This is a genomic window from Thioalkalivibrio sp. HL-Eb18, assembly GCF_000364985.1.
Classification (GTDB): domain Bacteria; phylum Pseudomonadota; class Gammaproteobacteria; order Ectothiorhodospirales; family Ectothiorhodospiraceae; genus Thioalkalivibrio.
In genome coordinates this window covers 1-25,173 of the sequence record NZ_KB822972.1, presented here as the reverse complement: position 1 = coordinate 25,173, position 25,173 = coordinate 1, and the positions used below count along the sequence as shown (strand labels likewise).

Here is a 25,173-nt window from a genome sequence, read left to right as displayed (position 1 = left end):
CATTCGACTTTGAAACAAGCCTGAACGGCGTCAGGCCCATAATCAATACGCAGCGTTTTATTTATCGTTTTTATCGGAGCGCTGCCCACTGCGTCGGCGCGCGGCCTTTTCCGCGATACCGGACAATCCGAACCGCCGCGCCAGCTCGTCGAGGACGTCGTCGGGGTGACGGCCCCGAGCGGCAAGGACAACAAGGCTATGAAACCACAGGTCGGCCATCTCCGATACCAGCGCGTCGCTGTCGTCGTTCTTCCCGGCGATGATGGTCTCCGCCGACTCCTCGCCGAGCTTTTTCAGCATCTCGTCGAGCCCCCGGGCGTGCAGCTTCGCCACATAGGACCGCTCCGGGTCGGCCTGGCGCCGCTGTTCGATCACCTCGGCCAGCGCACTCAGGAGCTCGGCACCCGCCGGGGTATCGGACGCACGCCCGGCCATCAGGCGGCCACCCCGGCGTCGTTCGGCCGCACGGGTACACCCGCCGCGGCCATCGCGTCCTTCGCCTCGCCCACCGTGTGCTGACCGAAATGGAAGATGCTGGCCGCCAGCACTGCATCGGCATGCCCCTCGGTCACGCCCTCGACCAGGTGCTGCAACTCGCCCACGCCACCGGAGGCGATGACCGGGATACCCACGGCGTCGCTGACCGCCCGGGTCAGCTCCAGATCAAACCCGATCCGGGTGCCATCACGATCCATGCTGGTCAGCAGGATCTCGCCAGCCCCGAGGGACTCCATCCGCTGCGCCCACTCAATCACCTCGAGACCGGTCTCGCGACGCCCACCGTGGGTGAACACCTCCCAGCGAGGGGGCTCGCCGTCCGCGCTGACGCGCTTGGCGTCGATTGCCACCACGATGCACTGGCTGCCGACCCAGTCGGCCGCCTCGCGCACCAGCTCCGGACGATGCACGGCGGCGGTATTGATCGAGACCTTGTCGGCTCCAGCGTTCAGCAGGCGGCGGATGTCCTCCACCGCTCGCACGCCGCCCCCCACGGTCAGCGGGATGAAGACCTCGCGCGCCACCTCCTCGACCACATGCAGGATGGTGTCGCGGTCGTCACTGGAGGCCGTAATGTCGAGGAAGGTGATCTCGTCCGCGCCCTGCGCGTTGTAGCGCCGCGCGATCTCCACCGGGTCGCCAGCATCGCGGATGCCCACAAAGTTCACGCCCTTGACGACGCGGCCGGCATCGACATCCAGGCAGGGGATGATGCGCTTGGCCAGCATCTCAGCCCCCGGACGCCGCCTTGCGCGCCTCTTCGAGCGTGAACGCGCCCTCGTACAGCGCGCGTCCGACGATGGCCCCCGTGATGCCCTCTTCCTCGTTCTCGGCGAGCTGGCGCAGGTCATCCAGCGAGCTGATCCCGCCGGAGGCGATCACCGGCACGCGCACATTGCTGGCCAGGCGGGCGGTGGCCTCGACATTGGGACCCTTCATCATCCCGTCGCGGGCGATATCGGTATAGACGAACGCCACCACGCCATCGGCCTCGAAATGCTGGGCGAGGTCGATTACATCGTGGTGCGACAGCTTCGACCAGCCATCCACCGCCAGCTTGCCGTCCTTCGCGTCCAGCCCGACGATGATGCGCCCGGGAAACTCCAGGCACAGGTCATTAACGAAGTGCGGCGCGCTCACCGCGCGGGTGCCGATAATCACGAACTCGACACCCGCATCCAGGTAGGCCTGCACGGTGTCCTCGTCGCGAATCCCGCCGCCGATCTGGATCGGCAGGTCGGGGAAGGCCTCGGCGATCGCATGCACGGCCTCGGCATTACGCGGATGGCCCGCGAAGGCGCCATCCAGGTCGACGATGTGCAGGCGCTCCGCCCCGGCATCCACCCAGCGCTTCGCCATCTCGACCGGGTCTTCGCCGAACACGGTGGAATCCTCCATCTTGCCCTGGCGCAGGCGCACGCATTTGCCTTCCTTCAGATCGATTGCAGGAATGACCAGCATCTTCGACTCCTCACGCAGCCCCGGGACCCTCACCGTCCCAGCGCAGAAAGTTGTGCAACAGGCGCAGCCCGCAGGCGGCGCTCTTCTCCGGGTGGCACTGCATGGTGAACAGCGAGCCGCGCGCCAGTGCCGAGGCAAAGGTCTCGCCATAATCGGTGCGCCCGGCGATATCCGCCTCGTTCTCGGGCAACACGCGATAGCTGTGTACAAAATAGAACCACGGCGTCTCGGGCAGGCCGTGCCACAGGGCGTGCTCGCCCGTCGGCAGGACCCGGTTCCATCCCATGTGCGGGATCTTCAGGCGCCGGCCGCCCGGGCCTTCGCGTTCCGGGAAACGTGCGACCCGCCCCGGCAGTATGCCCAGAAGATCGACCCCGCCGCTCTCCTCGCTGTGCTGCATCAGGATCTGCTGCCCCAGGCACAGACCCAGGAAAGGCCGATCCGAAGTCAGCTCGGGCAGCAGGCGATCGAGCCCCCGCGAGGCCAGCGCCCGCATCGCATCGCCGGCCGCCCCCTGCCCCGGGAAGACCAGGCGATCCGCCTCGCGCAGGGTGTCGGGGTCGTCCGTCAGCAGGATGCGCTGATCGGCACCGGACTCGTGTTCGAGCGCGCGAACCACCGAGTGCAGGTTACCCATGCCGTAGTCAATGACGGCAACTGTTTCCATGGCCGGGAAATCCCTTCCGTGATTCGCGTTACAGGCTGCCCTTGGTCGACGGGGTAATCCCCTCCGCGCGCGGGTCGGCCTCGGCCGCCATGCGCAGCGCGCGCCCAAAGGCCTTGAAGATGGTCTCGGCCACGTGGTGCGCGTTGTCTCCGCGAATACTGTCGATGTGCAGGGTCATCCAGGCGTGGTTGACCAGCCCCTGGAAGAACTCGTGAAAGAGATCCACATCGAACTCGCCGATGTGCGACCGCCGAAAGTCCGCGTGCATCTCCAGCCCCGGGCGCCCGGAAAAGTCGATCACTACCCGCGCCAGGGCCTCGTCCAGCGGGACGTAGGCATGGCCATAGCGACGAATGCCCTTCTTGTCCCCGAGGGCCTTGGCCAGCGCCTGCCCGAGCGTGATGCCGACATCCTCGACGGTGTGATGCGCGTCGATGTGCAGGTCGCCCTGCGCGCGCACCGAGAGATCGACCATGCCGTGGCGGGCCACCTGGTCGAGCATGTGATCGAGGAACGGGACACCGGTTTCCAGCTGGCTTGTGCCCTTGCCATCAAGGTTGAGCTCGACGGTGATCTGGGTTTCGAGGGTGTCGCGGCGGACGCTAGCGGTACGTTCAGTCATGATTCCGATTCAAGACGACAAAGGCCCAGTGTAGCAAGGCTGGCCACGGCCCGGTACGCACACCGGATCGGGGCATTCGCTTGTCATGTAACTGGCAAAAAAAAGCCGGGACCCGAAGGCCCCGGCTGGACGTCAGGAAGCGAGGCTTCCTTAGCCGACTTCGACTTCGGTCGAATCGGATTCGCCCTTGTTGTCCGTCCAGGAGATGGACACGGTGTCGCCGGCGGAACCGTCGAACTCGACCTGCAGGAACGGGTTACGAGAGACGGTGAAGTTCCAGTAGGCGGTAATGGCGTCTTCGCCGTTACGCTTGATTTCCACGGTTTCGATGAAGTGCGGGCCACCGTCATCATCCGGGACCAGCATGTTATGGCTCATCAGAGCGCGGACGTTAACAACGCCGTTGCTTTCCTGGGCGCGAACTCGAATAGACATATCTTATTCCTCCAATAGGGTTCGATCAGCGATAGGGACGCGCGGCTTAACCGCCGCAGCCACCGACCGTGACCTTCACTTCGCGGACCGCCTTGTACCAGCTGTCGCCGGACTTCACGGCGGCCACGACGTTCGAGGACTCACCCAGACGGATACGGCTGGACACTTTCGGCTTGGTGCCGGAGGCCAGGATGTAGTGGGCGGTCGCGGAGAAGTCGTTTTCCTCGGCGAACAGGGCGATTTCGGTGACGTCATCCAGGCTGGTTTCGATCGAAACCGGGACCACGGCGCCGTTTTCGGCGATTTCCGGGGCGCTCAGATCGATGTCGTCGCTGTCCGGGATGTCGGTGGAGCCGAGCGCAGCTTCCATCGCGGCGTCCAGGCCCTGGGCCTCGAACGTGGAGGACGGCCAGGCGGCCAGCAGCTTGCTCGGAGCCAGCAGGCCAGCCCCAACGGCCACGCCGACGGTGCCGGCGGCGAGAGTGCCTTTCAGGAAGACACGACGCTTGGTGCTAATCATGGAGATCTCCTCTCATCTTTTTGGGTCAGTTCCGGGTTATCCGGCGGCGTTTTCGCGGTTGCCCGCGTTTACGCCTGTTGCTTTGGACGGCGACCCCCGGGGATCTATTCCTTGGGGTCGGGCTCCATCGCTGACCAGCTTCAGTGGTCTTCTGCTGGTCTGGCAGGTTCATCCTCCCAAAGTTCGCTGAATCGATGATGAACGAATCACCAAGGGTCCAAAATCGGGTGAATGACAGCGGATGAACCTGAAGCCAGCGCCGTATCAATGGCACACTATCGCCCTTCATTGCAACGACACCCCGGAACGAACATGCGCTCATGCAAGGCCCAGTGGCTCCTGATTGCGGTCGTGGTCGTGCTCGGCACGATGCAGATGCTCGCCTCCTGCGGGCAGAAGGGCGACCTCTACCTGCCCGATGACGACGACCCTGCCGAGGAGCGCCGCTGAATGGATTACTTCGACTACCACGGTGACACGCTGCATGCCGAAGGCGTGGCGCTGGACCACCTCGCCCAGCTGGTGGGTACGCCCGCCTACGTGTATTCGCGCGCCACGCTGGAGCGCCACTACCGCGCGTTCAGCGAGGCCCTGCTCGGCACCCCGCACCAGGTCTGCTTCGCGGTAAAGGCGAACTCCGCACTGGGGGTACTGAACGTGCTCGCGCGCCTGGGCGCCGGCTTCGACATCGTCTCCGGCGGCGAGCTGGAGCGCGTGCTGCGCGCCGGTGGCGACCCGGCGAAGGTCGTGTTCTCGGGCGTCGGCAAGACCGCGGCCGAGATGCGCCGGGCACTGGAGGTCGGCATCCACTGCTTCAACGTCGAATCCGCCCCGGAGCTGGAGCGGCTGGAGTCCGTTGCAGCCGAGATGGGCGTGACCGCGCCGGTCTCGATCCGCGTGAATCCGGATGTCGACGCCGAGACCCATCCCTATATCGCCACCGGGCTGCGCGAGAACAAGTTCGGCGTGGCGATCGAGGAGGCGCCGGCACTGTATGCCCGAGTGCGTGACAGCCAGCACCTGGAGGCCACCGGCGTCGATTTCCACATTGGCTCGCAGCTGACCCGGATCGACCCGTTCACTGACGCCCTGAAACGCGTACTGGCGCTGGTCGACCAGCTGGCCGACGACGGCATCGAGCTCGAACATATCGATGTCGGCGGCGGGCTGGGCGTGCGCTACCGTGACGAGACCCCGCCGGAGCCGGACGCCTGGGCCAGTGCCCTGCGCGAGGTCATGGGCGAGCGCTCGCTGAAGGTGCTGCTGGAACCCGGCCGGGCGATCGCGGCGAACGCCGGGGTGTTCCTGACCCGCGTGGAATACCTCAAGCACACCGAGGCCCACGACTTCGCGATCGTCGACGGGGCGATGAACGACCTGCTGCGCCCGGCCCTTTATGGCGCCTGGCAGGAGATCATCCCGGTCGTGCAGCGCAAGAACACCGAGACCCGCACCTACGACATCGTCGGCCCGGTCTGCGAGACCGGCGATTTCCTCGGCCGCGAACGCGAACTGGCACTGGCCGCGGGCGACGTGCTCGCCGTGCGCTCGGCCGGGGCCTACGGCTATGTAATGGCCGGCAACTACAATTCGCGCCCGCGCCCGCCGGAGATCATGGTCGACGGCGACCACTTCCAGATCATCAACCGCCGCGAGCAGGTCGACCACCTGATGATGCGCGAGAGCATGCTGCCCCGGGACCCCGAAGACGCAGACCCGGACGACGAAAACCCGCCCGGGAGCGTGGGCCCGTGATCCCGCGCCGTCCGGAACCGGAGCTGATGCTGGAGCCTGCGCAGGCCCGGGCCTATGCCGAGGCCGACTTCGCCGCCCCGCACGAAGGCTTCGTGGACGCCTTCGCAGAGGCCTTCCCGGGCCCGGTCACCGGCCCCGTACTGGATCTCGGCTGCGGGCCGGGCGATGTCTCGCTGCGCTTCGCCGCACGCTACCCGGCCTGCGAGGTCGACGGGCTCGACGGCGCGCCCGCGATGCTGGCCGCCGGTGACGCGCTGATGGCCGGCCACCCGGCCGCGCCGCGCGTGCACCTGGCCGAGGGCTGCCTGCCCGAGGTGCGCGGCCCGCGCGCCCCGTATGCCACGATCATCAGCAATTCCCTGCTGCATCACCTGCATGAACCCGCGGTACTGTGGCAGACCATCCGGCGCGATGGCGCACCCGGCGCGGCCGTGTTCGTGATGGACCTGCGCCGGCCCGACTCGGAGCAAACGGTCAAGGCCCTGGTCGCGGAGTACGCAGCCGAGGACCCGGACGTGTTGCGCCGCGACTTCGAACACTCCCTGCACGCGGCCTTCACGCCCGACGAGGTGCGCGAGCAGCTGGCCGATGCCGGACTCGACGGCTTCGCCGTCCGCGCCACCACGGACCGGCACATGATCATCTTCGGGCACCTGCCGGAGGCCGCCTGATGCGCCTGGAATTCACCAAGATGCACGGTCTGGGCAACGACTTTGTCGTCATCGATGGCACGCGCCAGGACGTCCGGCTCGACGAGGCGACGCTGCGCCATCTGGCGGATCGCCACTTCGGCATCGGCTGCGACCAGATCCTGCTGGTGGAGCCCCCGGGCGACCCGGCACAGGCCCTGTTCCGCTACCGCATCTTCAATGCCGATGGCTCCGAGGTGGAGCAGTGCGGCAACGGCGCGCGCTGCTTCGCCCGCTTCGTGCGCGAGCAGGGCCTGACCGAGGCCCGCGAGATCCCGGTCGAGACCCTGGGTGGACGCATCGTGCTGCATGTGGAGGACGACGAGCGCGTGCGGGTCAACATGGGGCAGCCCGTGTTCACGCCCGAACAGATCCCGCTGGTCGCCGAACACGAGGCTGATGCCTACACCCTGGACGTGCAGGGCCACGCGATCACACTGGGCGCGGTGTCCATGGGCAACCCCCATGCGGTGCTACTGGTCGACGACGTCGCGAGCGCGCCCGTGGCCGAGGTCGGGCCGCTGATCGAGCGGCACGAGTGCTTCCCGCGCCGCGTGAACGTCGGCTTTGCCGCGCTGCGCGACCGCGGCCATATTGACCTGCGGGTATTCGAACGCGGGGTCGGCGAGACGCTGGCCTGTGGCAGCGGCGCGGCCGCCGCGATGGCCATTCTGCGCCGACGCAACCTCGTCGACGACGAGGTTGAAGTCTCGCTGCCGGGCGGTACCCTTGTGCTAAGCTGGAACGCACAGGCCGAAGCCCCGGTTTGGCTAACCGGACCGGCCACCACGGTTTTCAACGGCTGGATCGATCTATGACTGGGCAATCCTCCAACGCCTCTGCTACTCCGAAGACCCCCAACCCGCAGGCGACGGACGACAAGAACAACCAAACGATCAGCGCGGCCGACGTCGAGGCCTACCTGCGCGATCACCCGGATTTCTTCCAGGACCACCTGCCGCTCCTCGATATCCTGCGTCTGCCGCACCCGGCCGGCGGCGCGGTGTCGCTGCTGGAGCGCCAGGTCGCCCTGCTGCGCGAAAAGCACCGCGCGATGGAGCAGCACATGGGCGAGCTGGTCGAGCGCGCCCGCGACAACGAGCGCATGGGCCAGCACCTGCACGAACTGGCCAAGACCCTGATGCGCGCCGAAAACCTGGACGCGGTCCTCGCGCTGACCCAGGACGCCCTGCGCAACGAACTCGGCGCGGAGCGCGTGAGCATCCGCCTGGCCGATCGCGAGGTGGACGACCTGCACGCCCTGGAATCCAGCGAGCTGAGCACGTTCGACCCGTTGTTCGCGCGCGGCAAGGCCCAGTGCGGCCGTGTGCCGGGCGAGATGCTGGACGTGCTGTTCGACTCCGCCGACGGTATCGGCTCCGCCATCCTGATGCCGCTGGGCGACGAGTCCGACCGCATCGGCGTGCTCGGACTGGCCAGCGACTCCGTGGATCGCTTCCAGCCCGACATGGGCACCTATTTCGTCACGCACATCGGCGACCTGCTGGCCGAATCGATCCGCTGCCATGTCGAGCGGACCCAATCCGCCGCCTGAGGCGGCGGCCGAAACCACAGCCCATGATGCGGATATCGCGGCCTTTTTGGCCCATTTGCGCGATGTTCGCGGCCATTCGCCGCATACCATCAAAGCCTACCAGCGCGACCTGGCTCACCTGCGCCGCCTGCACAGCGGGCCCTGGGATCAGCTGAAGGCCGCCGACATGCGGCGTATCGCCGGGCAGCTGGCTCGCCAGGGTCACCACCCGCGCTCGATCCAGCGCTTTCTGTCCGCCGCGCGCGGCTTTTTCGCCCATCAGGTCGAGCACCGCCGCATGCCGGCCAACCCGGCCGCCGGCCTGCGCGGACCGCGCGCGGGGCGCGCCCTGCCACGCGATCTCGACGTCGACCAGACCCAGCAGGCCCTGACCCCGGCCGAGGATCTCGATCCAATCCTGGCCGCCCGCGACCAGGCCATGCTGGAGCTGCTGTACTCCTCCGGGCTGCGCCTCTCGGAGCTGACCGGACTGGACCTCACCGATCTCGACCTGGATGCCGGGCTCGTACGCGTGCTGGGCAAGGGCCGCCGCGAGCGCAGCGTCCCGGTGGGGCGCATGGCGCGCGACGCCTTGCGGAACTGGCTGAAGTGCCGCGGCGACTGGGCCGCGCCGGACACGCATGCCGTGTTCGTCAGCCGGCGCGGCCAGCGCATCGGCAACCGCGCCGTGCAGCGTCGCGTGGCCGAAGCCGGCCGCCGTGCCGGGCTGGACGTACGCCTGCACCCGCACCGTCTGCGCCATGCGTTCGCCAGCCACCTGTTGGAGTCGAGCGGCGATTTGCGAGCCATTCAGGAGCTTCTGGGTCACGCCAACCTTGAAACTACCCAGATCTATACCCATCTCGATTATCAGCATCTGGCACAGGTGTATGATGCCGCCCACCCGCGTGCCCGGAGAGACCGTTCGCCAGGCAAACGCTGAGTCCAGCTTTCTCCGGGCGGGGAACCAACAAAAACGACCGGGACCCAATCGCGTCCGGACCGAAAAAACGCCGGACGTCGCCACATCCTGTCCCTTGGTCCTTGCGCGCCGCCCGACGCGGCCTCGCAAGCCACACGGCAGGCGGCCGGCCCCGACCGCAGCACAAAGGAGAGCGCCCGTGGAACAGTTTCGCGGCACCACCATCGTATGCGTCCGCAAGGACGGCGCCGTCACCCTCGGGGGCGACGGCCAGGTATCCCTTGGCAACACCGTAATGAAGGGCAACGCGCGCAAGGTGCGCCGCGTCTATCACGACCGCATCCTCGCCGGTTTCGCCGGCGGCACCGCCGATGCCTTTACCCTGTTCGAACGCTTCGAGGGCATGCTGGAAAAGCACTCCGGCAACATCACCCGCGCGGCCGTCGAACTGGCCAAGGACTGGCGCACCGACCGCGCCCTGCGCCGGCTGGAGGCATTGTTGGCCGTCTCCGACCGCGACAACTCCTTCGTGATCTCCGGCAACGGCGACGTGATCGAGCCTGAGAACGCCCTGATCGCAATCGGCTCCGGCGGCCCCTACGCCCAGGCCTCCGCGCAGGCGCTGCTGCAGAATACCGACCTGTCGGCCCGCGACGTCGTGGAGAAATCGCTGAACATCGCCGCCGACATCTGCGTGTACACCAATCACAACATCACCCTGGAGAGCCTGGACGCCGAATAACGCGCCCCGGCCCCGTCTGATTCGACCAAGGCCCCTTTGCCATGACCGACATGACCCCCCGCGAGATCGTCCAGGAACTGGACCGCTACATCATCGGCCAGGACGAGGCCAAGCGCTCCGTCGCCGTCGCCCTGCGCAACCGCTGGCGCCGCCGCCAGCTGCCGCCGGAGCTGCAGCCGGAAGTCACGCCCAAAAACATCCTGATGATTGGCCCGACCGGTGTCGGCAAGACCGAGATCGCCCGCCGCCTGGCGAAGCTAGCGCGTGCTCCCTTCATCAAGATCGAGGCGACCAAGTTCACCGAGGTCGGCTATGTCGGCCGGGACGTCGAGTCAATCATCCGCGACCTGGCCGAGGCCGCGGTCAAGCAGCTGCGCGACGAGGCCATCAAGGAAAACCGCGTCAAAGCCGAAGACGCGGCGGAGGAGCGCATCCTCGATGCCCTGCTCCCGCGCCCGCGCAACGCCGGTTTCACCGAATCCGCGCAGGACGACTCCAACAGCGAAACCCGCCAGAAGCTGCGCAAACGCCTGCGTGAGGGTGACCTGGACGAGCGCGAGATCGACATCGAGGTGCAGCAGAACCCGCACGGCGTCGAGATCATGACCCCGCCGGGCATGGAAGAGATGGCCAGCCAGCTGCAGTCGATGTTCCAGAACCTCGGCGGCCAGAAGACCCGTTCGCGCCGGCTGCAGATCGCCGAGGCACGCAAACTGCTGATCGAGGAAGAGGCCGCGCGCCTGATCAATGACGAAGAACTCAAGGAACGCGCGATCGAACGTGTCGAGCAAAGCGGCATTGTCTTTCTCGACGAGATCGACAAGGTCGCCAAGGGCAGCGACAAGGGCAGCAGCGGCGAGGTCTCGCGCGAGGGCGTGCAGCGCGACCTGCTGCCGCTGATCGAGGGCACCACCGTCTCCACCAAACTGGGCATGGTCCGTACCGACCATATCCTGTTCATCGCCTCCGGCGCCTTCCACCTGTCCAAGCCGTCCGACCTCGTGCCGGAACTGCAGGGACGCCTGCCGATCCGCGTAGAACTGGATGCCCTGTCCGCCGATGCCTTCGTGCGTATCCTGACGGAGCCCACCGCCTCGCTGACCGAGCAGTACGTGGAGCTGATGAAGACCGAAGGCGTGGAACTGCGCTTCGAGGAAGACGGCGTGCGCCGCCTCGCCGAGATCGCCTTTGATGTGAACGCGCGCACCGAGAACATCGGCGCCCGTCGCCTGCACACCGTGCTCGAACGCCTGCTGCAGGACGTCGCCTACCGCGCCCCGGACGTCGACGGCGCCGTCATCGTGGACCGCGCCTTCGTCGACGAACGCCTCGCCGACCTGGTCGAAAACGAAGACCTCTCGCGCTACATCCTCTAAAGCCCGGCCCGGCCGCCCGCCACTCCGAGCGGCCGGACCACCTCGGCCTTCCCAAGGGAAGGGCGCCTTAGCGCTCGTTCAGGCTTTCGCGGGCGGCGCGCAGCAGCCCGGCTTCAGTCCGCGCCGGGCTCTCGTGCGAGGCCCTCACACACGGACCAACTGCATGAGCGACTCGAAACGGTAGACGGCCGAACGCCGGCCGGCAGCCTCGCGTACAGGCTGCAGAAGGCCTTCTTCAAGCAGCACGCGGGTGAACCGCGCGGCCGTTTGTCGGGGAATCCCGGCGGTTCGCGTGAAGTGACTGTTGCGAAAGACCGGCCAGGTGAATACATAGTCCAGGGCGAGGACGGAATACCGCGAGCCGAGCACCTCGGCAAAACGCACCTTCATCGCCTCGTAGTGATCGCGGATGGAGCGGGCCACGTGCGTGTTGCTTTGGGCTTGTTCGCGTACGGCGTCCAGGAAGAAACAGCACCAACCGTCCCAGTTGCCGTTGGCCGAAATCTCCCGCAGCCGGGCCACGTACTCATTCTTGTATTCTTCGAAATAACGGCTGACATAGAAATGCGGTGCGGATATTGCGCCACCGTTCCACAGCATCAGCGGGATCAGCATCCGCCCTACTCGGCCGTTGCCATCCTTGAACGGATGGAGGGCCTCGAACTCCGCATGCGCCACAGCGGTACGAAGCAACAAGGGCACGTCCTCGGAGGTCATGAACTCGAACAGTGCCTGCATGCTATCGAGGAGCTGTTCCGGCGTGGCGGGGACGAAGCTTGCCTCCCGGCTGCCGCGTTCACCGACATAATTCTGTTCCGCCTTGTATTCGCCGGGCGATTTGTCAGCCCCCCGCCCAAATGAGAGCAGTTGCTGGTGAATGCTCCGGAGGAGACCTTCGGAGAGAGGATATCCCTCTTCGAGTTGCGCCTGTGCCACGTTGAGGGCTCGCCGATATAGAGCGGTTTCCACGACGTCCGAGCGGTACAGACCGGTAGCGCCGGTGTCGTTCTCGCCCTGCTGTGCTTCCAGTTCCAGGATCTCGTCCAGCGTGCTGATGGTTCCTTCCATTCGCGAGGAGATCACCGCCTCCTGACTACGCAACGGAGCCAGGAAGATTTCGCTGTTGTGGATGCTCTGCAGGGTCTGATCGTAGCGCGCCAGCGCATCGGTTGCGGCCAGCAACGGCGACATGAGCCGGCTGTAGTCGAGGTTACGCGGCGGGAACCCGCCCGTGTGATAACGCACGGCGCGAGTGCAGTCGATGTTCATCCTTCGAAACCCAATTAGTAGTTAATATTGGATTGATTGTGAGCATCAAACTCCGTTGACGTCAATGAATCGCCCCAAACAGCGCTTGTGTTCAATAAGTGTATGAATCTTAAATTCAAACGACCTTGGATACGCTCCGCTAACATCAACCCAGCTTGTTAACTACTCATCCGAAATTGCGGATAACAAGTGGCGCTAGGTGTGATCTCTCAATAGGTTGTCCACGGGACGACTCCGAAGGATGCTGAGTTTGCGGACTGAGCCATTCCTAAGGAGGGCGTCCCGTGAACCTTCACCAAAATGCCTTAATGGGTCCCCGCGGTCGAGAGCAGATGGCCCGTTGGGTCCTGGATGACGGCCGAGGCCTTCGGGCCACGGCCCGCGCCTTTGGCGTGGATCCGAAGACCGTGCAGCGCTGGGTCCAGCGGTTCCAGGAGGCCGGCCGTTCGGGTCTTGTGGATCGTTCGTCCCGGCCGCGGAGCCAGCCGCGGCGAACCCCGCAACGGATCCAGCGCCAGGTGGTCGCCTTGCGGCGCCAGCGCTGGACCATGGATCGCATCGCCTGTTTTACGCGAATCTCGAGGGCCAGCGTCAGCCGCATCCTGCGGCGCGAGGGCCTGAATTGCCTGAGTGCTCTGGAACCGGCCGAGCCACCGCGTGACCGGCGTCCGCGCCAAGGACTCGATCGGCGCCGGCTACGAGTACGTGCATGTCGCGATCGATGACCGCTCGCGCATCGCATACAGTGCGATCCATCCCGCCGAGCGGGCCCAGGATGCGATCTCACACTTGGAAGCGGCCGTGCACTACTACACCACCCTGGGCATCACCATCCGGCGCGTCCTGACCGACAACGGACCCTGCTACCACGCCCGGGCGTTCAGCCAGGCCTGCCGACCGCTGGGCACCCGCCATCGCCGGACCCGGCCCTACACGCCGAGAACCAACGGCAAGGCCGAGCGCTTCATCCAGACCGCCCTGCGCGAGTGGGCCTACGCCTTCACCTACGCCACGTCAAAGGAACGCAAACACCATCTCCCCCGATGGATCCACGAATACAACTGGCACCGCCCACACGGTAGCCTGAACAAGCAGCCACCCATCAGCGTCCTCGGTCCACCTGAGGACAACCTCGTGAGACTCCACATCTAGAGCCACCCGTGCCCCTGGCTGGCGCGCTACCGCAAAGGCAAGCCCCTGTCCCCCAACCGATCGGGCCGGGCAGCTGCTGGCCATATACAAGGCCCTGCGCCTAATGTTCCCGCACGAACGCGATCGGGCTTACCGATGGACCCGCACCCGCGCCTTCGATTAGCGCGCGCCGGCCGAGATGATCAGCGAGTACGGCTTCCCGGGCTTGCGGTTGGTGCGGACGTATCTGGATCGGACACAAGTCCACTGAATCCTCGGCCGCTGCGCTGAAATCCCTCGAACAATCCTGCAGACTGGCGCTTGGCTCAAGGGCCTCGCGCTTCTACGGAAGCATCTCCGGCGGCGCCTTAAAAAACCCGCGGATCCCTGCGCACCGGGGTCCACATCAGGGGCCACCGCCATGTCGCCATCCGGCTCCGGCTCCGGCTCCGGCTCCGGCTCCGGCTCCGGCTCCGGCTCGACGTCGAGGATCTGCCCTTTCGCGTCCTGCGTGAACTCCCCGCACCACATCCGCCGGTCGCCTTCTGGAAAACGACCGACTCGGCCATACTCCCGCCCAACGACCCACAAGCCCGCACCCAGTCACGCCCGGCGGCAGGGCGGCCCCCCTCCCCCGCGAACCTGATCCAGGAAAGCGGAAAACTCTGCTTTGGGTGGACAAGGCCTCTTCCTCGGCCCGCGCATGAGAATTACACTAGATACGTTACCTAACGACGCGCCTCTTTGGCGGGTGCTACGGTGGGCCGTCCGCGCAGATCTGCGGGGGCATCACCAACTGGCACGGACAACACGGAGACCGGCCCCGAAGATCGGCTAGCCATCCCATAGCGGACTTGAGGCAAACCAAAATCCAGGAGGGGAATCGACCGCATGCTTCACACCAAGTCCAAGCCACGGAAGTCAGCGCCGCCAATGCCAGAAAAGTCCTTGGACGCCCTGTACCGGCGGCCGCTGGCCGCCAAGCGCTCGGGTGCCCTTTACGGGGCCTTTCCCTATCCGACAAAAATCTCGCCGGAAGCAATTGCCCTATATATCGCCGCACACACAAATCCCGGCGACACCGTATTCGATGGATTTGGGGGAAGCGGGACCACCGGCCTTGCCGCATTACTATGTGAGAAGCCGACAGATGAACTACGCGCCGAAGCGGTCCGACTAGGCCTAAACGTACAATGGGGCGCCCGCAATGCGGTGCTGTACGAACTGGGTGCTCTCGGCGCATTTGTAGGCCGAACACTGACCAACCCACCTGATCCCGTTGCATTTAGGAAGGCAGCCGACGACGTGCTAGCCGCAGCCGAGAGCGAAGATGGCTGGATGTATGAGGCTCAGGACCCTTCCGGAGCGAAGGGTTCGATCCGGCATGTAATCTGGAGCGACAACCTGCGCTGCCCCCGTTGCGGCGGCATTATTGCATTGTGGGATGCGTGCGTTTCACTTGATCCGGCGAATGTTTCCTCGACCTTCTCCTGCCCGAAATGCGGTCATGAAACGTCCACGGATGGCCTGCAGCGAGTCTCTGTTCAGGAACGTGATGACGTTTTGGGCGATACGCGCGCTTTACGCGGACGCACCATGGCCCGTGTGTACGGTTCGACCGGGAAAGAACGCTGGTCGCGACCAGCCACCACCACCGATCTAGCCCTTCTCAAGAAGATAGATGCTGAACCGATCCCGTCCTCCGTACCCCAGGCACCCATCCCCTGGGGCGACCTCTACCGGAAAGGCTACCATCAAGGAATCACGCACGTTCATCATTTCTATACGCGGCGGAATCTAATTATTTTCGCCCGCATGTGGGAACGTGTGGAATCCTATAGCGGTGCGCTCCGCGAGGGTTTGCGATTCTGGCTTTTGAGCTACAACGCGGCCCACGGCACCCTCATGACGCGCGTCGTGGCAAAATCCGGTCAGAAAGACATGGTTGTCACGAGCGCCCAACCCGGCGTTCTGTATGTTAGTGGACTTCCGGTAGAGAAAAACTTCTTTGCAGGCCTGCGGCGCAAACTCACAACTATTTCACAAGCATTCGAAACCATTCACAGAAGCGGCGGAAAGGTAGACGTCGTCAACGGTTCAAGCTGCAAAATCGAGCTTCCTTCAAACAGCATCGACTATGTGTTCACCGACCCACCCTTCGGGGCCAATATACCGTATGCAGAACTTAGCTTCATAAACGAAGCGTGGCTCAAGACATTTACTGACCGGACAGACGAAGCCATCGTCAGTCCAGATCAGAAAAAATCTATCAACGAGTACCGGGAACTGCTTACCCAGTCATTCAAAGAAGCACGCCGCATATTGAAGCCTTCCGGCAAGGCCACGATGGTGTTTCATTCTGCATCTGCGGATGTCTGGAACGCGTTACAGCGTGCCTATCAGGATGCGGGTTTCGACGTCGAGTATGCAGGGGTTCTTGACAAGAAACAGGGCAGCTTCAAGCAAGTCACGACGGAAGGGGCGGTGCGGGGCGACCCCGTGCTTTTATTGGGGCCGCGTCGCAAAGTCGAAGAAAAACCTGACGCGGGCGACAGCGTCTGGACCGTCGCCACGGCCTTGCACCGCGATGCGCTCGCCGCGCGTGATCCGGCCGAAGCAACTGCGCAAAGGCTTTATTCGCGGCTTGTGACGCATTTCCTCAGCCGTCATAAGCAAGTCCCGCTCGATGCTGAAGCGTTCTACCGCTGGTATGCGGAACAACCCCTGCCCGGAGCTTCTTGGAGTGCCGATGATTGACGGTTCCGGCGCGACTAGGCCCTCGCCCCGGTCCTTCGAGTCAAGCCTGTCGCCGGTTCAGCGTAAACGTTTGGGGCAATTTTTTACTGGCCTGCCGCTAGGAACGCTTTTGGCGCACCTTGCGCTTGAATTTGACTGCCGTTCCGTAATTGACCCAATGGCAGGCCATGGCGACCTGCTTGACGCTGCCGCGACGACAGCGAAGAAGCAGGGAATTTCGCTTGACCGGCTAGATGGCATAGAGCTCGACCCCGAGACTTCCGCCTTCTGTGATCGCAGGATTGCTGCATTGCAGGAAGACGGTGCCGTCGCCGCTGCCCGCACTGTCACGGGCAGCGCGTTCGACCCTTCCAAAATAGCCGCTCTCAATGCTCCCGGTTACGATCTTGTCATCACCAACCCTCCTTACGTTAGATATCAGTCGCAAAATGGTGACGGCGCAGGTGTTGCTGACGTGCGCCGCGGCCTTTCGACGATCGTGGACGCGCACCTGTCAGGCGACGAACGCGCGCTCTGGCAAACGCTTGTTGCCGGTTACTCCGGTCTAGCTGATCTCTCGGTACCGGCTTGGCTTCTCTCTGCTCTTCTGACGCGCCCAGGCGGCCGCCTGGCGTTGGTCGTTCCCGCCACCTGGCGTTCGCGAGACTACGCCGATGTCGTGCGCTACCTGCTGCTGCGATTCTTTCGCCTTGAGCTCATCGTCGCCGACACTCAGCCGGGCTGGTTTTCCGATGCGCTGGTACGGACGCACCTTGTGATCGCGCGGAGGCTAACTTGGGATGAAGCGGCGGTGCCCTTGGCTGAACGGTCTTCCTGGCCGTCCGCATGCTGGCTGCAAATCGCGCCAGAAGCCGCCGGCGAGGCATCTCTTGTCGGCAACGCCTTTCCCGGACCGGAACCAGAGCGAGAATTCGCTGCATGGGCGGTCGCGAAGACTCGCCACGTACGCGACATCGAGAGACGCCCGTTCGCGCTGCAAGATGAATGGCGAACCCTCGAGCAGCGCCTTGACCGCAAGCCCTGGTTTCAAAAAGCAGAAAACCGGTGCGCCACGCTGCCGCTTTATCTGCGCGTTGATGAAAGTTCGGCTGTAGTTCCAGAAGGACTGCAGAACATACTTCCTCTCGGAGCTGTTCCGAGACACCTTCAAACACTCGACCAAGTAGGAATTTGGGTAAGCCAAGGGTTGCGCACAGGATGCAACCGGTTCTTCTATGTCTCGCTTGTCGGTGACGGTGACGGTGACGGTGACGGTGAGAATGTAACGGTCAGAGCTTCGAACAGCTTTGAGAATATGCATTTTCGTGTTCCAGCGGCAGCGTTGCGGCCGGTTCTACATCGGCAGGCTGATATGCAAGCCTTTAGGGAGGGGGCCTTACCACCGACACGCGCACTTGATCTGTCGAACTGGGTTCTGCCGGAACACCAGGGTGTCGTCGCGAAGGCGGCTGAGGCCTACCACAAGCGCGGCGAATTGGTTCCCGGCGTCATGCCCGCCGAACTCGCGGCATTCGTACGGCTAGCAGCCAACCACGCACCGGACCCGAAAAACCCGGCACGTCTCATTCCCGATCTATCGGCCGTTCGCACTAATATCCGCAAGCCTGCCAACGGACTTGGCATCCCGCGTTTCTGGTACATGCTGCCAGCTTTTGGCGCCCGTCACCTGCCCGCAATCTTTACTCCGCGCATCAATCACGGGACGCCGGCCGTCACGCTAAATAGGCAGCCACCAATCCTGATTGACGCCAATTTCTCGACCGTGTGGGCGGAGCAGAAGGGATGGACGCGTCACGCGCTCTATGCCCTGTTTAACAGCTGCTGGTGCCGTGCAGCCATGGAATCTGCCGGAACGCCGCTTGGTGGCGGCGCTCTCAAATTGGAAGCGACGCACATCCGTCAAGTCCCCGTTCCGCCATTTTCTGAACGGGACTGCCAGAGACTCGAGACCCTCGGGCAGCAGCTTGCGGCATCCGCGCCGGCAGCCCAACACGAGATCGACATGTTTGTCCTGGCCGCAGCGCTGCCCGACCTCAACGAAGATGAGTTGAATGCGGCGACGCAGCACATCGAGTCCCGTCTTCAGGCCGTTTGCGCGGCCCGCCAAAGGATCGCCCATGCCCGCTGATATAACCCGCATAAGTGAAACCATCGGACGCTGCCGCATGCTACGCGATGCTGGTCATGTCGAAGCGGTGCTGCGCGCGGAATTCCAAGGCCGGCTGCGGCTCATGTTTCCAGACATCACGCACGAAACCTGGATCAACAACTATACCGAAGGCGCGGAAGCGCACACCAAGGTCGGCACGGCTTCAGGTAAGGCCGCCTCCCGATTCATCGACAACCTTGTGGGCTCAACCACGATCGAATACGAATCCGACCTCCGCAACAACGTGAAACGCGAAACCGGGTACGCGCAGGTACAAGAGCAGGCTGCGGGGCTCGTACGCGCCGGTATACCGATTTCAACGGTCAGGGGTGTGCTGTCCGATACCGTCGAATGGTATGCATATGATGCCGTGCTAGCGTCCGGGGTTGATGCTGTCGCCTGCACAGCATCCGACATCTCACTGATTGTAATCGACCAACTAAAGCTGACCGATGAAAGCACCGTCTCCGCCGAACAGCTCGGCGCCTTTATCCGCAAGCATCTCGCGCGCGAACAATCCCGGCCTTTGCGCGCGGAATTCCTCGCTTCCGATCTCGGGATGGACTCGGTGGCGTACAAGAGAAGTGCCGCTCGCCTGTCGTCACTGGTGGACGAGGGGCGCACATCCGATTCGTCAGCAAGTCTGGCCACTGAACTTTGGTCGCGATTTGTCGATCACCTTGAAGTACCGGGCAGCACCTTCCGGACCGTCGCGTATGTAGACGAAGCTTACGTGACCATTCTTGCGCGGCTACTGAGCGCGAATGTCCTTGTGGGAAAGGCGCTGTTGAGCACGGACGACGAATTGCGCGCGATTCTCAACGGCGATTTCTTCCGCCACAATTTTCAGTTGGAGAATGTCGTAGAGCAGGACTATTTCGGCTGGCTTCTAGGCCCATCTTACCTTGACAGACTTGTGGATGTAGCCCGCGACCTACAGCGCGACCTCTATGCTTATGATTTCGGCTGGCATCCCGAGGAAGACCTGTTCGGCCGCCTTATGGCGCAGCTCGCCCGACGCAGCCACCGCAAGCTGCTCGGTCAGGAATGGACGCCCCACTGGCTCGCCCGCTCACTGGCAGATCGCTGTCTCGATGGTCTTCCTCATGGTGAAAGCCCCCGGATCGTCGATATGTGCTGCGGATCCGGCACGATGCTCGCTGAGGTCATCAAGGCAACAAAGGCCCGTTTCCACTTTGCCACCATCGACAGGCTGGAAGATGTCGTGACCGGTTTTGATATTGACCCCCTAGCGGTCAGCCTAGCCAAGGCCACATGGGTCGTCAGCCTTTCGGTAGAGATCAAGGCCGCAACAAAGCCGATCGTAATCCCCGTCTATCATGCGGATTCACTGTTCGCCGTCACACCAGTTTCGGCATCCGTGCCACTGGCCGGAGAGAGCAATACCATTCCCGTATCGCTTGACGGCACCACGATTCAGCTGCCCACGGCGCTGGTGCAGCCGGCATACCGCGACTTTTTTGATCGCATTGTAGACTGGGCCTACGACGAAGCGCGCGAAGCGCAGCAACGCGGTACCGTTACGGGATTAAGCAAGGCGGATGCGGACACCTTCCTGGACGGCGCCATCGCGGCGTTCAGCGTCACCCTATCGCCGGAGCTTCACAGTCAGATCTCTGACGCGCTTTACCCCTTGGCGCATCGTATGGCCGAACTTGCCGTCAATGGCCGCAACGGCATTTGGGCATTTATATTACGGAACACATATAGGCCGGGCTTATTGTCCGGTCAATTTAACGGGCTTGTTTCCAACCCGCCGTGGCTGGCGATGAGCGGGCTGGCCGACAATCCGTATAGAGAATTATTGAAAGGTAGAGCAAAGCTCTATGGTATCCAGCCGGGGGGGCAATCGTTTCTCCATCTTGAGCTGGGAACGATGCATCTCCTTCATGCCATCGACCGTTATCTCGGGCCGAATGCCTCCGTCGCCTGCCTCGTGCCGGGCACAGTGCTGAACGGAGACCATCACGAGCGGCTGCGGCAACATGCATTCCTGACTAGCCAACGCGCCGTGCCTTTCGATATCGCCGAGGTATGGCAGGTCGCGCCTGGAACATTCAAATATCCCGGCGCGGCACTGATCGGCCATAAGAGGACAGACACGACCGGGCTTCCGCGGAGTGCCTTTACAGGCCTCGTCGCGACCGATGTGGGCCTTGAATCGGCCGATTTTTCCGTCCGCAATATTGGTTCTGCGCGAAGCGCTTGGGTGCTAGAAAAGGGCGGCAGTCCGGCGGCAACTGGTGGCGAAGGCCCCCTGCCGCAACAGGGGGCCGATCTCATGCCGCGCACAGCGGTGTGCTTAGATATTATTCAGGGTACAGGGGCGGAATATCGAGTCGATACACCGACACGCACGTCCCCATGGGGTTTTACAATCAAATCAGCCAAACAGATGGCCGCTGACCGTTTCCCAGGCCATGTTGCTCCCCGTTTTATCTTCGAAATGGCTCAGTCGGAAAATTTGCTTCCGTTTGTTCTCGGCACGCATCGCGCACCTGTGGCCCTGCCTGCGTTGCGCAGGCCTGATGGAACATGGAATGTCCTCGAAGAGTCTGACATACGCCGACAGGGATTTATCCAAACCGCGCGTCGATTCGCCGCGATAGACCAAAAGCTCAGAACGGTCGGAAAGGGGAAGTCGCTGCAAGAGCGGATCGACGAAAGGGGCAAACTGTCCAAGCAGGTCTTCGGCGCAGACGGCTATCTCCTACTGGCAGGCGCTGGGGGGAAAAACATATGCGCTGCTTGCATTCCGCTCGCGGAGGCAAAGGAAATTGTCGTTGACCAGACTCTCTACTGGAAGGTCCTAGCGGATGAGCAGGAAGCGTGGTTCCAAGTCGGCATGCTCAACAGCGCAGCCCTGACCAAGGCCACCCTTCCGTTCAATCCAAAGGGCGATTTCAGTGAAAGACATCTGCATACCCTGCCGTACAGAATGATGCCCGAATACAACGCCGAAAATGCCGACCACCAGAAGATTGCCGATCTTGCAAAGAAGCTTGCTGCCATTGCCGAGGGCCATTGCACAACGGACGCTTATCTGAACAACCCTGCAAAGGCTCTGCCGGCGCGACGCCGGAAATTGCGCGAGTTAATCGGAGGATCACCGCTTTTACCGCAGCTCGAGGCGCTTGCCGAAGCCGCTCTTGGGGTTGCACCCCTCGAGATCTCTGGCAGGGATGACGGTGAAGAGCCCGAAGCGACATGCTGATCGTACAAAACGCAACGGAGCCGGCGAGCATGCGCAATGCGCTCGTCGACATGGTCACGGAAGGAACCACCGATATCCATGTGGCTTCCGCCTATGTCACGCTGGCGGGTGCAGAAATCCTCCTGGATGCCGTTGAGAAATCGGTAGGCAAGGCAGCCTTCGCTGCCATGCCCAAAACCCTCGTGACATCCTTCGACTTCGGTCTCACCGACCCCCAAGCATTGCAACACTGGCGTGGGCTGGAGAATTCCACGGTCCTGGTATCAGGTGCGCATGAATTGGCGCAAAGGTCCCTTATGCCAAAGCGCGCATTCCACCCCAAGCTCTATGCCATCAGCAACAATCTCGAGACGTACAGCATGATGGTTGGTTCTGCGAACCTGACCAGCCGCGGCTTCAGCGTAAACACGGAGGCCGCTTGGATTCAGCATGGCGTCCCGCGCGACACTATCGATTCAGCATTTGAAAAAGCACGTTTTGAAACGACCGCTCTCACGGATAACTTGCTGGCGACCTACGCGGCTCTCCGTCAGGCTCAGCCGCCGCCGCCCGAAATTCAACAGGAGGCGCAGCCCGTCGCTGCACCGGCGCCGGTGGGAGGCCACAAGCTGCGCGCGTTCAGGCACGCAATTGAAAGCCGCGAGGTCGATCCTGCCGATTACGCAGCCATGTGGATTCACGGCGAGGCCCTTCAGGGCGGATCAAGCAACCAGCTGGAACTGCCCCGCGGGGGCCACCGGTTCTTCGGCTTTATTTTTGACCAGTATGAATACCCGCGCAATCTCACAATCGGCCAGCCCATACTCCGCAGCGCCTCGAGGGTCTGGGATGACCGCCGTCTGACGTGGCACGGCAATAATCAGATGGAACGGATGAACCTGCCCACAGCTACGCAGGGCGGATTCAATTACGCCGATACGGCTGTTATGTTCCGCCGTCTAACGAACGGCTCGTTTGAGCTGATCGTGACTCCGTGGGACTCCGACCTTGCTCGCTCATGGAGGCAAGCATCCGCCCAGCGGCAGACGCTCTTCCGCCTCGGGACAGTGGCGACCAACAGGGTAGTCGGGCTGCTATAGACGCGTGGCGTACCGCTCGTGCGCGTCGGTGCGCCAGTTCAGGGGTGGCTTACGAGTGACATTCGACGAATGCGTGCCTTTCGGGGTTAGGTCTTGCCTCTTGCCGCCCGTCAGAGCCCGAAGAGGGCAAAAGGCAAGACCTGAACATCCCTCTCGGATTTTCAAGGCTTGGGCGTCTCGCGTGTGGGGCGGCGGTGGTACTCCCGTCCTTGACGGAGCATCGTCCAGATCATTCGGATCAAGTGACGCCCGAGGGCTCGTACCGCTTGATTGTGCGTCTTGCCTTGAACACGTTTGCGGTCGTAGTACGCCGGGACTCGGGCACATGGGCCATGTGCCGTGCCACGCAGGTCATCAGTGCATTCTGGCAGCGGGTATTAACGGATCGGGGGCGCAAATTCCTGGATCTCGAGCCTCGGCGGGTCGCCATAGATCTCGTGCTGGGCGTCGAACACCCCCACCTTGGCGAGCCAGGGCCGTGCGAGGCCCGACCACAGAGCGGAACCCGCCAGCCAGATCGCGGCCAGGACGGCCACGATCAGGGCCAGCCGGCCGGCGCCGCTCATGCGCCCCTGCCCCGGTTCTGCCCGCGCGCCGAAAACGAATCGCTCGCCAGGGTTCCCAGCATCCAGAGCCACGCGGAAGCCAGCGTCGTGGATATGTACAGCACGAAAAAAAAGGAAGTCGCCGCGACCGCCGGAATCTCGAACAGGGGATCATAGGTTTCGATCATGCGCCCCGATAGCTCGGGCCCTGCCGCTGGCAGAACGGCATACAGTTGGGCGAAGACGACAAAAGCAAAAAACGCAATAAACCAGGTGAGCGATCCAATGAGCTTCAGAAGCGCCAGACCGGTAGGCCGCTCGGGGCGCACGGATCTGGACATCTTGAACAGCAGGTAAACGAACAGAAACGGCTGAAATCCGATGGCTGCCACCAGGGCCGCCCGGATGCCCGCGGTGTCGCGACGGGATTCGGCAATCGTGTCGATCATTGGAAGCCGGCCGGCAACCCCTTCAGAAAGCCACCAAACGGCCGTAGCGATACCTGTCTCCCCTGCGAGAGCCACCTGCGAAACCAGGTGTTCTGGTCAAGTGAGAACGGACACCCATTCTAAGCAACAGCCTTTTCCCACTCCCGGGGGGTAAGTTGGCCCAGGGCCGTGTGGGGTCGGACGCTGTTGTACTGCATTTCGATGTACTCCACGACATCCAGTCGGGCGGCCTCGCGGGTACGGTAGGTCCGGGCGTCGGTCCACTCGCTTTTCAGTGCGCCGAAGAAGCGCTCCATCACCGCGTTGTCCCAGCAGTTGCCCTTGCGGCTCATGGAGGGCACGAAGCCCAACGCATCCAGCCGTTCCTGGTAGCGCGTGGCGGCATACTGGCTACCCTGATCCGAGTGATGGATGAGCCCCGGCGCCGGTCGCCGGTGCCGGACCGCCATCTCCAGCGCCTCCAGGGTCAGCTCCACCGGCATGCCGTCGGCCAGGGCATAACCGATGACCTGGTGGTCATACAGGTCCAGGATCGCCGCCAGATAGACCCAGCCTTCGAAGGTCCACAGCGCCGTGATATCGGCCACCCAGATCTCGTTGGGCCCTTCAGCCCGGAACTGGCGCCGCAGCACGTTCGGGGCCACCGGTAAGCGGTGCTGACTGTCGGTCGTCGAGATCCACCGCCGACGGCGCTGCTGACACTCGAGACCGGCTTCCCGCATCAGGCTCCGAGCCCGGTGCCGTCCCACGGCAAAGTCCCGTTGGCGCAGCTCATATGCCATCCGGCGGCTCCCCGCTCGGTGGCGTAAGTGCTGGTCCACCGAACGCACATGCCACAGCAGCTCGGCATGGATCGGATCAGCCGCATCCTCGCGCTGGCGCCATTGGTAGAATCCACTCCGGGAGACCCGCAGGGTCCGGCACAGCAGGGTCACCGCATGGTTCGCCTTCTCCGCCTCAATGAACCGATATCTCAGTCCGACTCGTTGGCGAAGAAGGCCGCCGCCTTTTTTAAGATGGCCCGCTCTTCCCGCAGCCGCCGATTCTCCTCGCGCAGCCGCCGCAACTCCTGTTCCTGACCGTTCGAGGCCGGCTCAGTAACGGCTTCGCCGGCCGCCTTGCGCCGCGCCTCACGCTGCCAGCGGGACAGCATGCTCCGGTTGATCCCGAGCCGCCGGGCCGCCTCCGTGCAGCCATAGCCCTGGCTCTCGACCATCGCAATCGCGTTGGCCTTGAACTCCCGGCTGTATCGCGCTCGTCTCTGCTTGCTCACATTCACCTCCAGTTACCCATCTAGTGTGGCTTAACTGGGGTGTCCGCTGTCATTGGACCACTTCA

21 protein-coding genes and 3 pseudogenes are annotated in these 25,173 nt (G+C 63.4%); 13 read left to right on the top strand and 11 right to left on the bottom strand.

Features of this window, described 5'->3' with window-relative positions:
- Positions 1–57: 57 nt before the first annotated feature.
- From F813_RS0110230 to soxY, 7 genes are all read right to left on the bottom strand, one after another.
- Positions 58–435, bottom strand: a complete 378-nt coding sequence (locus F813_RS0110230; protein ID WP_017926469.1) for a phosphoribosyl-ATP diphosphatase — start codon at positions 433–435, stop codon at positions 58–60.
- Positions 435–1,226, bottom strand: coding sequence for an imidazole glycerol phosphate synthase subunit HisF (gene hisF, locus F813_RS0110225; protein WP_017926468.1), 792 nt, complete (start codon positions 1,224–1,226; stop codon positions 435–437). The genes F813_RS0110230 and hisF overlap by 1 nt, the downstream gene beginning before the upstream one ends.
- A gap of 1 nt (position 1,227) precedes the next feature.
- The gene (gene hisA / locus F813_RS0110220) at positions 1,228–1,959 is read right to left on the bottom strand and encodes a 1-(5-phosphoribosyl)-5-[(5-phosphoribosylamino)methylideneamino]imidazole-4-carboxamide isomerase (protein ID WP_012981542.1); all 732 of its coding nucleotides are present in this window, start codon (positions 1,957–1,959) and stop codon (positions 1,228–1,230) included.
- Positions 1,960–1,969: 10 nt separating this feature from the next.
- On the bottom strand, positions 1,970–2,626 hold the full coding sequence (gene hisH / locus F813_RS0110215; RefSeq protein ID WP_017926467.1) for an imidazole glycerol phosphate synthase subunit HisH: 657 nt from the start codon (positions 2,624–2,626) through the stop codon (positions 1,970–1,972).
- Between the two features lie 28 nt (positions 2,627–2,654).
- Positions 2,655–3,248 (bottom strand): imidazoleglycerol-phosphate dehydratase HisB, encoded by a 594-nt coding sequence (gene hisB, locus F813_RS0110210; protein ID WP_017926466.1) that lies wholly within the window; start codon positions 3,246–3,248, stop codon positions 2,655–2,657.
- A gap of 150 nt (positions 3,249–3,398) precedes the next feature.
- Complete coding sequence (soxZ, locus tag F813_RS13670; protein ID WP_038060179.1) at positions 3,399–3,683, bottom strand: thiosulfate oxidation carrier complex protein SoxZ; 285 nt, start codon at positions 3,681–3,683, stop codon at positions 3,399–3,401.
- A 46-nt stretch (positions 3,684–3,729) separates the two neighbouring features.
- Entirely contained in the window at positions 3,730–4,203 is a 474-nt protein-coding gene (soxY, locus tag F813_RS0110200) for a thiosulfate oxidation carrier protein SoxY (protein ID WP_017926464.1), read from the bottom strand.
- 312 nt (positions 4,204–4,515) lie between these two features.
- Here soxY and F813_RS14140 point away from each other — a divergent pair, with 312 nt between their 5' ends.
- From F813_RS14140 to hslU, 8 genes are all read left to right on the top strand, one after another.
- A complete protein-coding gene (locus F813_RS14140; protein WP_017926463.1) occupies positions 4,516–4,653 on the top strand; it encodes a lipoprotein in 138 nt (45 codons plus the stop codon).
- A complete protein-coding gene (gene lysA, locus F813_RS0110190) occupies positions 4,654–5,958 on the top strand; it encodes a diaminopimelate decarboxylase (RefSeq protein WP_017926462.1) in 1,305 nt (434 codons plus the stop codon).
- A complete protein-coding gene (locus F813_RS0110185) occupies positions 5,955–6,629 on the top strand; it encodes a trans-aconitate 2-methyltransferase (protein WP_017926461.1) in 675 nt (224 codons plus the stop codon). Before lysA ends, F813_RS0110185 begins: the two co-directional genes overlap by 4 nt.
- The gene (gene dapF, locus F813_RS0110180; RefSeq protein WP_017926460.1) at positions 6,629–7,465 is read left to right on the top strand and encodes a diaminopimelate epimerase; all 837 of its coding nucleotides are present in this window, start codon (positions 6,629–6,631) and stop codon (positions 7,463–7,465) included. The genes F813_RS0110185 and dapF overlap by 1 nt, the downstream gene beginning before the upstream one ends.
- The gene (locus tag F813_RS0110175) at positions 7,462–8,202 is read left to right on the top strand and encodes a DUF484 family protein (protein ID WP_017926459.1); all 741 of its coding nucleotides are present in this window, start codon (positions 7,462–7,464) and stop codon (positions 8,200–8,202) included. Before dapF ends, F813_RS0110175 begins: the two co-directional genes overlap by 4 nt.
- The gene (xerC, locus tag F813_RS0110170; protein ID WP_017926458.1) at positions 8,174–9,124 is read left to right on the top strand and encodes a tyrosine recombinase XerC; all 951 of its coding nucleotides are present in this window, start codon (positions 8,174–8,176) and stop codon (positions 9,122–9,124) included. Before F813_RS0110175 ends, xerC begins: the two co-directional genes overlap by 29 nt.
- A 178-nt stretch (positions 9,125–9,302) precedes the next feature.
- Positions 9,303–9,845 (top strand): ATP-dependent protease subunit HslV, encoded by a 543-nt coding sequence (hslV, locus tag F813_RS0110165; protein WP_012981531.1) that lies wholly within the window; start codon positions 9,303–9,305, stop codon positions 9,843–9,845.
- Between the two features lie 41 nt (positions 9,846–9,886).
- Positions 9,887–11,221, top strand: coding sequence for an ATP-dependent protease ATPase subunit HslU (hslU, locus tag F813_RS0110160; protein ID WP_012981530.1), 1,335 nt, complete (start codon positions 9,887–9,889; stop codon positions 11,219–11,221).
- A gap of 144 nt (positions 11,222–11,365) precedes the next feature.
- Here the strand turns inward: hslU and F813_RS0110155 are convergent, their stop codons facing one another.
- Positions 11,366–12,490, bottom strand: a complete 1,125-nt coding sequence (locus tag F813_RS0110155; protein ID WP_017926457.1) for a Fic family protein — start codon at positions 12,488–12,490, stop codon at positions 11,366–11,368.
- Between the two features lie 284 nt (positions 12,491–12,774).
- Between F813_RS0110155 and F813_RS13665 the strand changes: the two are divergent.
- The 5 genes and pseudogenes from F813_RS13665 (at position 12,775) to F813_RS0110125 (ending at position 22,841) form a co-directional block, all read left to right on the top strand.
- Positions 12,775–13,642 (top strand): annotated as a pseudogene (locus tag F813_RS13665) (IS481 family transposase).
- 870 nt (positions 13,643–14,512) lie between these two features.
- Positions 14,513–16,378 carry a DNA methyltransferase gene (locus F813_RS0110140; protein WP_196793826.1) on the top strand — a complete coding sequence of 622 codons (1,866 nt, stop codon included), beginning with the start codon at positions 14,513–14,515 and terminating at the stop codon, positions 16,376–16,378.
- The gene (locus F813_RS0110135; protein ID WP_155995128.1) at positions 16,371–18,506 is read left to right on the top strand and encodes an N-6 DNA methylase; all 2,136 of its coding nucleotides are present in this window, start codon (positions 16,371–16,373) and stop codon (positions 18,504–18,506) included. Before F813_RS0110140 ends, F813_RS0110135 begins: the two co-directional genes overlap by 8 nt.
- Complete coding sequence (locus F813_RS0110130; protein ID WP_017926453.1) at positions 18,496–21,762, top strand: hypothetical protein; 3,267 nt, start codon at positions 18,496–18,498, stop codon at positions 21,760–21,762. Before F813_RS0110135 ends, F813_RS0110130 begins: the two co-directional genes overlap by 11 nt.
- Positions 21,756–22,841: a phospholipase D family protein gene (locus F813_RS0110125; protein ID WP_017926452.1), complete on the top strand. Its 1,086-nt coding sequence runs from the start codon at positions 21,756–21,758 to the stop codon at positions 22,839–22,841. Before F813_RS0110130 ends, F813_RS0110125 begins: the two co-directional genes overlap by 7 nt.
- A gap of 380 nt (positions 22,842–23,221) precedes the next feature.
- On the opposite strand, the pseudogene F813_RS0110120 reads toward F813_RS0110125, so the two are convergent.
- The 3 genes and pseudogenes from F813_RS0110120 to F813_RS0110110 all read right to left on the bottom strand — a co-directional run.
- Positions 23,222–23,407 (bottom strand): annotated as a pseudogene (locus F813_RS0110120) (hypothetical protein); the annotation flags it as partial.
- Positions 23,404–23,835 carry a hypothetical protein gene (locus tag F813_RS13660; protein WP_017926450.1) on the bottom strand — a complete coding sequence of 144 codons (432 nt, stop codon included), beginning with the start codon at positions 23,833–23,835 and terminating at the stop codon, positions 23,404–23,406. The pseudogene F813_RS0110120 and the gene F813_RS13660, both read right to left, overlap by 4 nt.
- A 119-nt stretch (positions 23,836–23,954) precedes the next feature.
- A pseudogene (locus F813_RS0110110) lies at positions 23,955–25,108 on the bottom strand (IS3 family transposase).
- Between the last annotated feature and the right edge of the window lie 65 nt (positions 25,109–25,173).

Bases quoted from the DNA above. Each gene is read 5' to 3' on its own strand.
- F813_RS0110135 (WP_155995128.1), top strand. From the start codon at position 16,371: ATGATTGACGGTTCCGGCGCGACTAGGCCCTCGCCCCGGTCCTTCGAG.
- F813_RS0110125 (WP_017926452.1), top strand. From the start codon at position 21,756: ATGCTGATCGTACAAAACGCAACGGAGCCGGCGAGCATGCGCAATGCG.
- hisF (WP_017926468.1), bottom strand. From the start codon at position 1,226: ATGCTGGCCAAGCGCATCATCCCCTGCCTGGATGTCGATGCCGGCCGC.
- hisH (WP_017926467.1), bottom strand. From the start codon at position 2,626: ATGGAAACAGTTGCCGTCATTGACTACGGCATGGGTAACCTGCACTCG.
- F813_RS0110155 (WP_017926457.1), bottom strand. From the start codon at position 12,490: ATGAACATCGACTGCACTCGCGCCGTGCGTTATCACACGGGCGGGTTC.
- soxZ (WP_038060179.1), bottom strand. From the start codon at position 3,683: ATGTCTATTCGAGTTCGCGCCCAGGAAAGCAACGGCGTTGTTAACGTC.
- F813_RS0110140 (WP_196793826.1), top strand. From the start codon at position 14,513: ATGCTTCACACCAAGTCCAAGCCACGGAAGTCAGCGCCGCCAATGCCA.
- dapF (WP_017926460.1), top strand. From the start codon at position 6,629: ATGCGCCTGGAATTCACCAAGATGCACGGTCTGGGCAACGACTTTGTC.
- F813_RS0110175 (WP_017926459.1), top strand. From the start codon at position 7,462: ATGACTGGGCAATCCTCCAACGCCTCTGCTACTCCGAAGACCCCCAAC.
- hisA (WP_012981542.1), bottom strand. From the start codon at position 1,959: ATGCTGGTCATTCCTGCAATCGATCTGAAGGAAGGCAAATGCGTGCGC.
- hisB (WP_017926466.1), bottom strand. From the start codon at position 3,248: ATGACTGAACGTACCGCTAGCGTCCGCCGCGACACCCTCGAAACCCAG.
- F813_RS14140 (WP_017926463.1), top strand. From the start codon at position 4,516: ATGCGCTCATGCAAGGCCCAGTGGCTCCTGATTGCGGTCGTGGTCGTG.
- soxY (WP_017926464.1), bottom strand. From the start codon at position 4,203: ATGATTAGCACCAAGCGTCGTGTCTTCCTGAAAGGCACTCTCGCCGCC.
- lysA (WP_017926462.1), top strand. From the start codon at position 4,654: ATGGATTACTTCGACTACCACGGTGACACGCTGCATGCCGAAGGCGTG.
- F813_RS0110230 (WP_017926469.1), bottom strand. From the start codon at position 435: ATGGCCGGGCGTGCGTCCGATACCCCGGCGGGTGCCGAGCTCCTGAGT.
- F813_RS13660 (WP_017926450.1), bottom strand. From the start codon at position 23,835: ATGATCGACACGATTGCCGAATCCCGTCGCGACACCGCGGGCATCCGG.
- hslU (WP_012981530.1), top strand. From the start codon at position 9,887: ATGACCGACATGACCCCCCGCGAGATCGTCCAGGAACTGGACCGCTAC.
- xerC (WP_017926458.1), top strand. From the start codon at position 8,174: ATGTCGAGCGGACCCAATCCGCCGCCTGAGGCGGCGGCCGAAACCACA.
- F813_RS0110130 (WP_017926453.1), top strand. From the start codon at position 18,496: ATGCCCGCTGATATAACCCGCATAAGTGAAACCATCGGACGCTGCCGC.